9 protein-coding genes are annotated in these 13,828 nt (G+C 35.9%); 3 read left to right on the top strand and 6 right to left on the bottom strand.

The annotated features are described in order from the left end of the window. Positions 1-99 precede the first annotated feature (99 nt). A complete protein-coding gene (locus LNQ34_RS15225) occupies positions 100-2,733 on the bottom strand; it encodes a valine--tRNA ligase (RefSeq protein ID WP_230000339.1) in 2,634 nt (877 codons plus the stop codon). A 253-nt stretch (positions 2,734-2,986) separates the two neighbouring features. Between LNQ34_RS15225 and LNQ34_RS15220 the strand changes: the two genes are divergently transcribed. Next, positions 2,987-3,367: a DUF1573 domain-containing protein gene (locus tag LNQ34_RS15220; protein WP_017498202.1), complete on the top strand. Its 381-nt coding sequence runs from the start codon at positions 2,987-2,989 to the stop codon at positions 3,365-3,367. Between the two features lie 121 nt (positions 3,368-3,488). Here the strand turns inward: LNQ34_RS15220 and LNQ34_RS15215 are convergent, their stop codons facing one another. From LNQ34_RS15215 to LNQ34_RS15195, 5 genes are all read right to left on the bottom strand, one after another. After that, positions 3,489-3,977 carry a hypothetical protein gene (locus LNQ34_RS15215; protein WP_202702813.1) on the bottom strand — a complete coding sequence of 163 codons (489 nt, stop codon included), beginning with the start codon at positions 3,975-3,977 and terminating at the stop codon, positions 3,489-3,491. A gap of 336 nt (positions 3,978-4,313) precedes the next feature. Further along, positions 4,314-6,488, bottom strand: coding sequence for an OmpA family protein (locus LNQ34_RS15210; RefSeq protein ID WP_230000338.1), 2,175 nt, complete (start codon positions 6,486-6,488; stop codon positions 4,314-4,316). A gap of 1 nt (position 6,489) precedes the next feature. Further along, positions 6,490-7,425, bottom strand: coding sequence for a PorP/SprF family type IX secretion system membrane protein (locus tag LNQ34_RS15205; RefSeq protein ID WP_230000337.1), 936 nt, complete (start codon positions 7,423-7,425; stop codon positions 6,490-6,492). Positions 7,426-7,457: 32 nt separating this feature from the next. After that, entirely contained in the window at positions 7,458-10,097 is a 2,640-nt protein-coding gene (locus tag LNQ34_RS15200) for a T9SS type B sorting domain-containing protein (protein WP_230000336.1), read from the bottom strand. Between the two features lie 122 nt (positions 10,098-10,219). Then, positions 10,220-11,545 (bottom strand): PDZ domain-containing protein, encoded by a 1,326-nt coding sequence (locus LNQ34_RS15195; protein ID WP_202702809.1) that lies wholly within the window; start codon positions 11,543-11,545, stop codon positions 10,220-10,222. A 123-nt stretch (positions 11,546-11,668) separates the two neighbouring features. Between LNQ34_RS15195 and LNQ34_RS15190 the strand changes: the two genes are divergently transcribed. Beyond that, complete coding sequence (locus tag LNQ34_RS15190; RefSeq protein WP_230000335.1) at positions 11,669-12,865, top strand: pyridoxal phosphate-dependent aminotransferase; 1,197 nt, start codon at positions 11,669-11,671, stop codon at positions 12,863-12,865. A gap of 202 nt (positions 12,866-13,067) precedes the next feature. Further along, positions 13,068-13,739: a GTP cyclohydrolase I FolE gene (gene folE, locus LNQ34_RS15185; protein ID WP_202702807.1), complete on the top strand. Its 672-nt coding sequence runs from the start codon at positions 13,068-13,070 to the stop codon at positions 13,737-13,739. Positions 13,740-13,828 lie beyond the last annotated feature (89 nt).

The raw sequence follows: 13,828 nt of genomic DNA, 5'->3' as shown, positions 1-13,828 counted from the left end.
TGAGTAAATGATTAATTCGTGAATTCGTGACGATTAAAAACAATAAACCCAACAGATTTTCAAAAATCTGTTGGGTTTAAATATTAATTACAAAGCGAATTATTTCAATCCGGCAATACTTTGCTCGATTGTAGCAATTTTTGCCAAAGCATCCGCTTCTTTTTGTTTTTCATTAGCCAAAACTTTTTCAGGTGCTCCGGCAACAAATTTTTCGTTAGATAATTTTGCCTGAACAGATTTTAAGAAACCTTGGGTATATACCAGCTCTGCAGTCAGTTTGGCGATTTCTTCTTCTACATTGATATTTCCTGAAATCGGAATGAAATATTCATTTGATTTTACACGGAAAGACAATGCTCCGTCTACTTTAGCCGTAACATATTCGAAAGCTGAAATGTTCCCTAACTTCGTAACGATAGAGTCAAAATAGGTAGTGATATTCTCACTGTTGATTGCTTTCAATTCGATCGCATCTTTAAACGGAATATTTTTATCCTTACGAATTGTTCGGATTCCTGAAATTACTTCAATAGTACTTTCAAAATCTGAAATTAAATTGGCGTTGAAAGGCTTTAATTCCGGCCAGGTCGAAACGATTAAAGCTTCTTCCGGAGTTCTGTCAGCAAGTAAATGCCAAATTTCTTCCGTTAAGAATGGCATAAACGGATGTAGCAATTTCAGATTACTTTCTAACATTTCAATCGCTTTATCAAACGTTACTTTATCAATTGGCTGTTGATAGGCCGGTTTAATCATTTCTAAGAACCACGAACAGAAATCATCCCAAACCAATTTATAAATGGCCATCAACGAATCTGAAATTCTGTATTTTTCGAAATTATCTTCAATATCAACCAAGGTTTGCTGCAATTTTGCTTCGTACCATTCGATGGCTACTTTTGAAGACTCCGGTTGTGGAATCGTTTCAGAAACTTCCCATCCTTTAATCAGTTTAAAGGCATTCCAGATTTTATTTGAAAATGCTTTCCCCTGATTACATAATTCTTCATCAAACATAATATCGTTTCCGGCAGAAGCACTTAAAAGCAATCCTACACGAACTCCATCCGCACTAAATTTATCGATTAAATCTAAAGGATCAGGTGAATTCCCTAATGATTTAGACATTTTACGACGTTGTTTATCACGAACTAAACCGGTTAAATACACATTCGTAAATGGTTTTTCACCTGCGTACTCGTAACCTGCAATGATCATTCTGGCTACCCAGAAGAATAAAATATCCGGACCTGTTACCAAGTCGTTTGTTGGATAGTAATATTTATAATCTGCACTTTCCGGATCCATAATTCCACCAAAAACTGACATTGGCCAAAGCCATGATGAGAACCAGGTATCTAAGGCATCAACATCTTGTTTTAAGTCAGCTGCTGTAAGTAAGTTGTTAGCTGTTTTCTCTTTAGCTAAAGCCAAAGCATCTTCAATAGTTTCTGCTACTACGAAATCTTCTTTTCCATCTCCATAATAATAAGCCGGAATTTGTTGTCCCCACCATAATTGACGTGAGATATTCCAATCACGGATGTTGTTTAACCAATGCGCATAAGTATTCTCGAAACGTTTTGGATGCAATTTGATGTCTCCTGTTTCTAAAACGGACTTAATGGCCGGTTTTACCAAATCTTCCATTTTCAAAAACCATTGATCAGACAATCTTGGTTCGATTACCGCTTTGGTTCTTTCGGAGGTTCCTACTTTATTCAAATGGATTTCGGTTTTAGCTAAAGCTCCGATTTCCTCTAATTCTTTTGCAATTTCAGTACGAACCACAAAACGGTCTTTGCCCTGATAATGCAATCCGAAACTATTTAATGTAGCATCTTCATTAAAGATATCAACGATTTCAAGATTGTGCTTCTCTCCTAACGTTTTATCATTCATATCATGTGCCGGAGTTACTTTTAAACATCCGGTTCCGAATTCAACATCTACATATTCGTCTTCAATAATCGGGATAACTCTTCCACAAATTGGAACGATAGCTTTTTTTCCTTTTAGATGTGCAAAACGCTCATCATTTGGGTTAATACAGATTGCAGTGTCTCCAAAAATAGTTTCAGGACGCGTCGTGGCGATCGTCAGAAAATCTTCTGAGCCTTCGATTTTATATTTTAAGAAAAATAATTTCCCTTGTTGTTCTTCATAGATTACTTCTTCGTCAGAAAGCGTTGTTTTTGCTTCCGGATCCCAGTTTACCATTCGGTATCCTCTGTAAATCAATCCTTTATTATACAAATCTACAAACGAACGAATTACAGATGCTGACATATCAGGATCCATTGTAAATTTAGTTCTTTCCCAATCGCAGGAAGCTCCTAATTTTTTAAGCTGATCTAAGATTACACCACCGTATTTATCCGTCCATTCCCAGGCATGTGCTAAAAATTCTTCACGGGTTAAATCATTCTTATTGATTCCTTCCGCTTTTAATTTCTGTACTACTTTTGCTTCTGTCGCGATAGAAGCATGATCCGTTCCCGGAACCCAACAGGCGTTAAAACCTTTAAGACGCGCTCTACGAATTAAAACATCCTGAATGGTATTGTTCAGCATATGCCCCATGTGAAGGACTCCTGTGACGTTTGGTGGCGGAATTACAATTGTATATGGTGTTCTGTGATCAGGTTCTGAATGAAAATAGTTGTTCTTCATCCAGTAATCATACCATTTGTTCTCGATCGTCTTAGCGTCAAATTGTGCTGGAATTGTCATTTACTAGGGTTGTTTAATCGTTAATTTGTTTATTTGTTCAATCGTTTTGTTACTGTAATTACAGCTTTTGCTAATCATCAACCGATGAAGCGGATACACGGCTAAACAATTAAACAGAAAAACTGGTTCAATTTTTGTACTAATTATTGACAGCAAAAGTAAATAATTAAGTACACTATAAAAAGCGAATTAATAATTTGTGTGTTAATTAAAAGAATGTATATTTACTTACAACTTTAAAAAAAAATTTGAAATGAAAAATGTAGCCTCTTTTATTGCAGTCGTATTGTTTAGTACAATAAGTTATGCACAAAACGGCCCAAAAATTGAATTTGAAGCCCAAGACAATACAATTGATTATGGAAAAATTTCGAAAAGTGACAACGGAGTTCGCTCTTTTGAATTTACCAATACAGGTGATGCCCCGCTTTTGATTACTGGTGCTGAATCTACCGTAAGTTCTATCGTTGTTACCAAACCCGCAGCAGCAGTTATGCCAGGAAAAAAAGGTAAAATTGATGTAAAATACAACATGGTTTCCGGTCCGATTCGTAAAACAATTACCGTTGAAACAAATGCTGTAAACTACCCTGACGGTAGAGTTGCCTTAAAAATCAAAGGTGAAGTTTTATAAAGAATAAAATCTAAAAAATAGCAAGCCGCTTCTACAATTAAGAAGCGGCTTTTTTTATCTGTATTTTCAATCTAAATCCGACAAGTTTTAAAAACCTGTCGGATTTGTTTTTTAGAGGTTATTATTTTGATTTCTCAGTACACTCGACAGCATCAAATTTATATTTTACACGATCAAAATCGATTGGTTTATCTTTTACCAGGTAAGTAACTCCCATAGTAGTCTGCATTGTCCCGTTACCTAAAATAAGTCTTTTGTCTTTCTTTAAGAATGCCATTGGATTTTTAAACGTTTTATTCTTGTTGGTCACCTCTTGAAAAGTATAATCGGCAAATAAGGTATCTCCGCGAAATTCTCCTGCAAGTTCTCCCACTCTTTCTGTTGCTGCGGCAACTTTCATAGTCATGTTACCACTTATCTTTCCATTTTTTAGTGTGTTTACTTTTAAATCGATAGTATCTTTTTCATAGATAGCTTTATAACATTCTGTACTTACAATGGTTTCAGCAGCTGCTTTAGCTGCTTCAGCCTCCTTCTGATTCTCATTGTTTTTACAGCTTTGAAGTCCGATACATGTCACAAGCAAGCAGGATACAACTAGGTTTTTCATAATTATTATTTTTTAAATCATTGTTATTTTTAAAACTAATTCTATTGCGTGAAATTGCTAACACATAGAAACATAGTCTTTCCAGACTTAGAGAAGGCGTTTCACTAATTAAAATACACATAGTAAACCAGGTAAAAGAAAAACATTTCTTTTTTATTGTCCTTTTTTGAGCATTAATACCTATGTCTCTATGTGTTAGAATTAATCTTTATTCAATTTCACCCAGTGGGTTAAAATTAAATAAAAAAGAAGCCAAAAGAAAAGGTTCAAACTAATTTTTTAAACATTAAACCCGACAAGATTTTAAAATCTGTCGGGTTGATTTAACTACTGCAATTATAAGTCCTTAATTACAAATTCACTTCTTCTGTTCAATTCATGTTCTTCTTCTGAACAGGCCTCATCGGGATTGCATTTCACAATAGGTACTGATTCCCCATATCCCTTAGCCGTTACCCTTTTGGCATTAATACCTGACTCTAGTATAAAATCTCTGGTTGAGCTGGCTCTTTTCTGAGATAAATTGGCATTAAACTTTTCATTTCCTCTTGAATCAGTATGCGATCCAATTTCGATTACCATGTCTGGATATTTCTTCATTAATTCCACCACACGTCCTAATACTACTTTAGATTCTTTTCGGATGTACCACAAATTATAATCAAAATAAATCGGATCGGTTTTAATGATTAATCTGCCTTTACTGTCTTTTACCACATCTTTTTCCTGTGCAAGAATCTGAGCTGTTTTCTCTTTCTTTCTAATATCTTTTGCGATAATTTCGTCTGCCTTCGCCCTTTTATCGGCTTCTTTTAAAGCAATAGCAGCCAATGCTTCTCTTTCTTTTCTTCGTTTCGTATCAATTTCTTCCTCCTGTCTTTTCTTTTCTGCAAGCTGCTGTTCTTCTTTTCTTTTCTTTTCTGTGATTTGCAGTTCTTCCTGTTTTATAACTTCTAAAGATCTTAATGCCATCGAAGCATCATGACTTGCATCTCTGATTTTTCCAGAAGAGATGGTTCTCGATTCACTTGTGTAATTTTCCTTGGAGCTTAAAACCGTAAACGAACTTTCGCAATCCACTGTAAAACTGAACTTCCCATCTGCAGAAGTAATTGTTGAGCTCAGAATCTTTTGATCTGAATTCTGCAAGGTCACTATCGCATTTTCCAGAGGCAGCTTGGTATCAACATCTGTAATAACTCCTGCAATAAATTGTTTACAATCTTCTACAATCAGATCTTTGATTTCCTTAATCTGATAAATATCATCACTCCCTTTTCCTCCCTCTCTATTAGAAGCAAAATAGCCTTCTTTGGTATCGGCATCGATATTAAAAGAAAAATCATCTCCATTTGAATTCAAAGGCTGCCCCACATTCACCGGTTTACTATAGTCGTTTCCTTTAATATCGGAAACAAAAACATCAAGTGACCCATAACCCAAATGTCCGTCAGAAGAAAAATAGAGTTTTTGATCGGTTGAAGCAAAGGGAAATTGTTCTCTTTTGTCGGTATTAATTGTTGGTCCTAAATTTCGGGGTGTATCAAATGCTCCTTTATTAATGTTTACCGAATAAATATCAAAGGAACCCAAAGTCCCCGGCATGTCTGATGCAAAGTACAACACTTTTTCATCCGGACTCAAAGCGGGATGTTCTACTGAATATTCTGAACTGTTAAACGGAAGAGACGTTACATTTTTCCATTTCCCTTCCACCAGTTCGGCTTTAAAGATTTGAAGATTCGAAATTTTCTGTTCGTTTGTTTTCTTGCTTTTATTCTTGGAATTGTTTCGCGTAAAATAAATCGTTTTACCATCTTTTGTAAAAACCGCGTTTGCCTCATGCATCCCGCTTTTTAACTCTTTGGCAAAATAATGCACTATAGAATCCGTGGAATTGCTGTTTTTAAGAGGAATCGACACCAGATTCAAATAGGTTTTATTGTCCCATTTGAATTTTTTATCCAACAATCCGGGCTTTAATTTTACTCCTGCAAAAACCAGGTTTTCCTTATATTTTACTGCCCCAAACTCTGAATTAGGGGTATTGATTGCCAAATTTTTAAGTTCATATCGTTTCCCTATTGCCGAAACATTCTCCAGAGTTTTTAATTCTTTCTCAAAATTAGAAACCGCATCACTATGATCTGATTTTGAATAATACTCCTTTAAAGCGGCATTGGCATCGTCATAACTATTGCTTGCTTTTAAAGTCTGTGCATATCTGAAATAATAATTTCGATCTAAACCATTACCATAATTTTGAATCAAAAGTCGGTAATAACGCTGTGCTTTTATCAAATCGTTCGTGTAAAAATAAGAGTCTGCCAGATTCCTGATCACTTCCTGTGAAGGCTTATTTTCTGCTAATTTTTCGTATAAAATAATAGCTTCAGCATAATGCGTTTTATCAAAAAAACGTTTGGCTCTGCCCAATTCAAAATCCTGAGCCTGTAAAAACTGTATTAAAAATACGAAGATAATAACGAGTAATTTTTTCCTATTTTTCATTTTAAAAGAATCTTGGCGATTTATCATATCCTTTTCCTAATAAGTCTAAATCAAAAAGCAGCATAATTTCGTGTGTACCTGAATTAAACCTGCCCATATTCGATAAAGTATGATCGTAAGCATAGCCCACTCTTAAAGTTGGCGTTACGTTTATATTCAACAAAGCACTTACAGCATCGTTTACTCTATAGGCCGCACCCAATTCAAATTTATTATTGTACAAAACATTGGCCGTCAGGTCTAAAGTAACCGGCGCTCCCGGAACAAATTTTGACAGAAAAGCAGGCTTTAATTTAACCTTATCATTGAGTTGGAAAACATATCCTGCCGTTAAAAAAGTATGAATGGCTTCTGATCCGTAAGCGTTGATTCCGGATTTTTCTTCAAGGTGTTTCGTACTCAACAAATTAGGCACAGACAATCCGACATAAAAATTATCTCTAAAGTAATAGGCCCCTACTCCAATATTTGGCTTGGTGACGTTTACATTTTCGGCGAAAGCCAAATCACTGGCCACATTCCCACTCTCTAATTTAAACCCGTTGAAATTACTTTGGAGCGATGTATAACCTGCTTTTAATCCAAGCGAAAGTTTATTTTTCCCACCCAAATTTAAAACATAGGCAAAATCAGCATAAAAATTATTCTCTTTTTTTGCTCCGTCGCCAATATCATCTGAAACCAATGATAATCCCACTTCAATTTTATCGCTTAAAGCTGTATGTCCGAAAAAGGTAAAAGTTTTAGGCGCTCCAACAGCTCCCACCCATTGCGTTCTGTACAATCCTCCAAAATTCATCATAGCAGGAACGCCTGTCGCATAAGCAGGATTGACTACACTCATGTTGTACATATAATGGGTGTACTCAGGATCCTGTTGGGCTGAGGCTGATGTGATACAAAAGAGGAAACTTATAAAAAGTAGTACTTTTTTCATTTGAAACTTATCTTAAATACTATAAAAAGAAATTATCTGTTCAGGTAAAGTCGCCCCTGCTGCGGACGTCTGTTGTCTTTATTAAAATTGACCACATAAAAATAGACCCCATTTGGTACAATTCCATCACCAAAACCGGCCGATTCGGAATTTCTCCCATCCCAATTGGGTTTATTTCTATTTCCTTTAAACATTACATTTCCATATCTGTTGAAGATTTCAAGAGTATAATCCGGGTATAAAAATTCTATATCCGGAATCCTGAAAGTATCATTTACGTTATCTCCGTTTGGTGAAAATCCGTCCGGAATAAAAAAAGCATATTCTTCCGGATTACAATCGAATAAAGAAACTGTAACCCCTAAATAATCATCAGAAATACAACTGGTTACAATCGAAAGATCGAAACCATAATAAGTTGCCTTATCGCGAAGCAAAGTTGTTGAAGTCAATAAATTACCGTTATTTTCGGCATCATACCACGCAACTGTCGAAGATACATTGGTCGCTTTGGATAAATCTGCAATTGTCGGATTTTTTAAACCACAAAAATTTTCCCCACCTGAATTCAGAGTTGGAGCTGGCGTATCATTTACCACAACCGAAACGGGAGTTGGTGCAGAAATACAATTTGCAGTAGAAATTTCTCTTACATAAAGCTGCTCTGTTTTTAAAACATAAGTATCTGCAAGTGGTGTAGTTGCCGTTCCAGAACTATACCATTTGTACTGAGCCCCGCGTGGCGTTAAATTTGTAATTACTGCTCCCTCCACTTTACAAAATACCTGCGGACTTGTTGCAATAGGAGCGTTGGGAATAGTATTTATCACAAAAGAATCCACTACGTTACTTAAATTAACATCACATGACGTAGTGTTGTTCTTTAAATTACGGGCTATAATTACTGAAGAACCTGTATTCAAAAGCAATCCTTGCGGAATAACAAAACTAGCTTTTCCGTTTGCTACTGCTAAAACAACCGTTTGTAATACCGAAGAATTATCACCCGAAAGTGTGTAAGAGAGCGTAACGTCAGTTAAATTTCCTAATCCGGAAACAGCTACAGGAACTGGTTCTCCAAAACAAAAGTTTTCGACCTGTACGACAATAGTTGTCCCATCTGGCAGAGGATTAATAATCTGATTCCCTTTTACATTGGCTACATTCGAACATTGGGGAGTCGGATTTGTAATGTTTGTGATACTCGTAATTGTAATTGCTGATGATCCGCTTTTTACATTTAGACTCGCCGGAATTACAAAGTTTGCACTCCCAGCGGAAACTGTAATATTTACTGTTCTACCGGTAACAACATTATCTCCCATCAGATTATAAGTAATTCTGTAAGTTCCATTAGCCAATAACGAAGCATTTGAAAGCTGAACTATTGCTGCCTGATTCTGGCAGACCGGAGTGGTTGTTAATACTGCACCATCCAATCGCGGGAATGGACTAATGATTAAATCATCTGATAAAATACCAATTATATTGGTACATAATTTTTTACCGGATGTAGCTATAATGCTAGTCACCGTAAGCGTAAATGTACCTATTTGCTTAAAATAATTAGAGCTAAGCGGAAATACCAATACCCCATTTGTAAAATTAGCCTTTACAGTTGCTGATGCAACGGTAGGCCCTGTAATAGTATACTGAACTTCATATTCTCCGTTCGGAATTACTTGCGGCCCTTGCATAATTCTTGCGATATAGGATGCTGTTGCAATTTTATCTTCACAAATATCCGAATCAACCAACACCCTTGCGCCGGTAAAATCTAATCTTTTTTCCAGTGTAATTTTTACCGTTTCACTATCATTCTCGCAGATATTCTGATTCGGAACTGCAAAAACAGTGTAGGTATAGCTGTACTCTCCCGCTCCTGATGTAGCAAACAAAGCCTGAAGATCAACGGTATGACCCGTTGATGCAGTAATACCTGGACCACTCCACATACCTCCCATATCTTCTCCTGAAAGCAGCTCGTGCAGGTCAAAATTAGCATAAGGCCCTAAGTCAGTCGTGCCGCATAATTCTTTATCTGTTGGATCTCCGGCTTCCGGCTTCCTTACAACCGTTATCTTCACGGCAGAAGTAAGTGGTGTCGATTCGCATGCCAGCACAGGCGGTACTGTATAAGTAAAATTATAAGTGGTCTTCACTTGTACTTTTGGTACCGTGAACGTAGATTTTACAATCCTACCGCTGCTATCCCTCCATGTTCCGTTGGAATGCGGTCCCATAATAACACTATTAAATGCCGTAAAAAGATTATACTCTCCTCTGTCATTACAGATTGTAGCTTCAGTTCCAATTCCCGAATATGCGCCAATAGTTAAGGTTACGATTGCTTTATTTACAACACATCCTGGCGTTGTTACGGTATAAGTGTATTGGTAAGTACCTCCACTTGATATAAGCTGGGCATTTAACATTCCTGTAGCAGGATCCAGACCTCTTAGATTATTATTATCCGTCCAGATCCCCCCCGGAGTTGGTGTACCTCCCAACAACGAAAACAAAGAAATTGATTGATTGACCGGATCTTCAATATCACAAATTATATGTTGCTCGTCGGTTCCTGCACATTGTGCCTGGCTTTTTGAAACACAAGCCAACAAAACAATAAAAAACAATGCAAATTGCAAGAAACTAGTGTATTTTTTCACCATAGACTTCCGGTTATTTTTTTACAAACATAACGAAATAATAATGTTTATTAAACAATTAGAACTTACTTTAATAATTAAATCTTTACAAAAAAATCTCTACAAAAAAATAGCGCTAACCCCCATTACAATTCATCTTCCAGTTTAAATCTGAATTTTAAAAGGAGACTATTTCTTTCTATTTCTAAATCTATCCAAACATCTTCTTCAGATTTTAAAAGTGAATTAATCTGCTGCAACGTATATCTGTATGGAAGTGCGCGATTAATTCGAACAATAATATCTCCCGTTTTCAATCCACAACGTTCTGCGGCTGAATTTTTACGGATGTTTACAATTTCATAAACCGGTTTTAAGGAGAACTTGTATCTGAAATCATCATTTTTTTTACCTAGATAACCTGCTTCTTCAACTGAATTAACAACTTTTACCGTCTCCAGATGAACCGTTTCCTGAACCCATTGAAGTCCGTTATGCTGCACTGTAATTCCGCTTTTATTATAAGTAAACGGTTCTGAAAATTTACTATTTTTCTTAAGATACAGTATTTTATCCGCATAATCCAATACGACCGTAAATCGTTTTAAAACTTCCCCGCCAACAGAACCAATTCGCCCGGGCACCATCTTCACATTTCGAATCGAACTTGAATCCGGAAAAGCCACTATGGGATTTTTAAAATTGAACTCCCCTATAGAAAACTTTTCAATTTTGGCACGATGACCTTCGATATCACCACTGAAACCCTTCCCAAGAAAATCAGGAAAATTTTTAGTCGGTAATTTTATAATATCATTCTTAAAAATCCAAAAAGCATCACTATTACCAATATCGATTAACATTTTTGCGGGCACAGCAACATTGTCTACAAATGCAGTTGTATACAGATACGGTTTAGATCTTTCGATCGTAATCGGGACTGCTTTAAATTTTTTATTCAGTTTTTTTAGAGTTTCTTCATTATTCTGATGAACAACAATCTTCTTCTTTTGATAGTTTAACTCAACGAGGTTGTTTTTGAAAAATTTATATCCAATAATGCCATTCACCGGAATTCCAATGTGTGATGACAAATTAAAAGACTGATCCACAATGACATACAGCAAATGATTGTTCGATCTTAAACCATGGGTTTCTAAAACATTATTGGTCGATTTCAAACCTTCAATTTCGTCTTCACTTCCTAAACCTCTGAGCTTAATTTTCTGAACATTTTTAAAACTAACTTCCTGTTTTTCTTCCATACTGAACAAAATGGTTTCTTCAACACCCGAATCCAACAGGAAATTTAGTTCTACTCCATTTACTTTTATAGGAATAAAAACCAGATTATTAATTAATGTAAAAGGTATAGTAACCTTGGAGGCACGATTTTCTATTTGAAAATCTTCTTGCGCCTGAAGTGTAAAAGCTGTGAAAAGCCCAAAAAACAACATGAAATGTTTTCTCATTGATAAAATTTTAAGATAAAATTACTAAAAATATCGATAATTACTACAAATTAATAAGTACCTGTAATGTTTACGTTAAATTCGAAAAAAAAATGCAAATTTGCACTTCAATAAATAAAACCCATGCCAACAATCTCACACAAAGGCAGAAACATGCCCGAATCACCGATACGTAAACTTGCTCCTTTTGCTGATTTAGCAAAGAAAAAAGGACACAAAGTGTATCATTTAAACATTGGTCAACCGGATATCAAGACACCCGAAGTGGCCATCGAGGCGGTAAAAAATATTGACTTAACCCTTATAGAATATAGTCCGTCAGCCGGATATGAAAGCTATAGAAAAAAATTAGCTCAATTTTACCAGCGTCAAAATGTAAACGTTGATACAGAAGACATCATTGTTACCACTGGTGGTTCTGAAGCCTTACTATTTGCGCTGGCCACAATTACAGATCCGGGAGATGAAATTATCATTCCGGAACCTTTTTATGCTAATTACCATGCATTTGCATCTTCAACAAGTGCAACAGTTATTCCTTTAGTTTCGACTATCGAAACGGCATTTGCTTTACCAAGTATTGAAGAAGTTGAAAAACTCATTACCACAAAAACAAAAGCCATATTAATTTGCAATCCCGGAAATCCAACCGGATATTTATATTCTGAAGAAGAAATCAGACAATTGGCAGGCTTAATCAAAAAACACGATTTATACCTGATTGCTGACGAAGTCTATCGCGAGTTTTTATACGACGGAGACGACGAACATTTTTCTGTAATGAATTTGGAAGATGTTCAGCAAAATGTGATCATGGTTGATTCTGTTTCTAAACGTTATAGCATGTGTGGCGCCAGAATTGGATGTCTGGTAACCAAAAACAAAGAGGTGTTGACAACTGTAATGAAGTTTGCACAGGCACGTCTGAGTCCTCCTACTATCGAGCAAATTGCATGTGAAGCGGCAATAGATACTCCGCAAAGTTATTTTGACGAGGTAATTTCCGAATACAAAGAGCGTCGTGACACTTTAATCGCAGAATTGAACAAAATTGAAGGCGTTATTGTGACGAAACCAAAAGGAGCGTTTTACTGCATCGCACAATTACCGATTGACAACTCTGAAGATTTTGCACAATGGCTTTTAGAAAGTTACGATCTGAATGGAGAAACGGTTATGGTTGCTCCCGCTGCCGGATTCTACTCAACACCGGGAATGGGACTGAATCAGGTTCGAATTGCGTACGTTTTAAACAAAAAAGATTTGGTTACCGCTGTAAACATTTTAAAAGAAGCTCTTTTGGTTTACAATAAGAAATAAAGGTCTGAATATAAAATTTTAAAAAGACAATAACATACTGTGTTATTGTCTTTTGCATTTAAAAAAAACCACATTTTCACTACAATTTGAATTTTATAGCAAAAGCCGCAATTAAATAGTAAAAACCATAGAAAAGGTTTACCATTTATTAATTATCTTTACCGCCTTAAAAAGAAATACCCATATTAATAGTAAGTTTTTAATGATAAATAACGAAGATTTTTTAGACGAAATAGGAGACAATCACTTTAGCAGTAACGCAAAAAATCCTTTGAGACCGGATGCTTTTGACTTAAGTGATGACGAAAAAATAGAAAAAATAAAAAAAGATGTTGAAAACATCCTTCAAACCTTAGGAATGGATTTGACGGATGACAGTATCAAAGGTACTCCAAACCGAGTGGCTAAAATGTTTGTAAAAGAAATTTTTGGAGGTCTTAACCCTTCCAAACAGCCAAAAGCTTCTACTTTTGACAACAACTACAAATACGGTGAAATGCTGGTAGAAAAAAACATTACGGTTTATTCTACTTGTGAGCACCATTTACTGCCAATCATCGGAAGAGCTCACGTGGCTTATATCTCTAACGGAAGAGTTATTGGTTTATCCAAAATGAACCGTATTGTAGAATATTATGCCAAAAGACCTCAGGTTCAGGAGCGTCTAACCATGCAAATTGTTCAGGAATTACAAAAAGCACTTGGAACTGAAGATGTAGCCTGCGTGATCGACGCGAAACACCTTTGCGTAAATTCCAGAGGAATCAAAGATATCGAAAGCAGCACAGTGACCTCTGAATTTGGCGGTAGATTTAAAGATCCGCAAGTTAAAAGAGAACTTTTGGACTATATAAAACTGGATACACAATTCTAGTTGAATCGGTGAATCGTTGATTTGTTTAATCGCATTTTTCTTTGAGTAAAACTTTCGATTAACTGGTTAAACAAATCAACAATTAAACA

It is taken from the genome of Flavobacterium lipolyticum (genome assembly GCF_020905335.1).
GTDB lineage: Bacteria > Bacteroidota > Bacteroidia > Flavobacteriales > Flavobacteriaceae > Flavobacterium > Flavobacterium lipolyticum.
The sequence above is the reverse complement of the archived record's forward strand: the minus strand, read 5'-3'. Positions and strand labels throughout refer to the sequence as shown.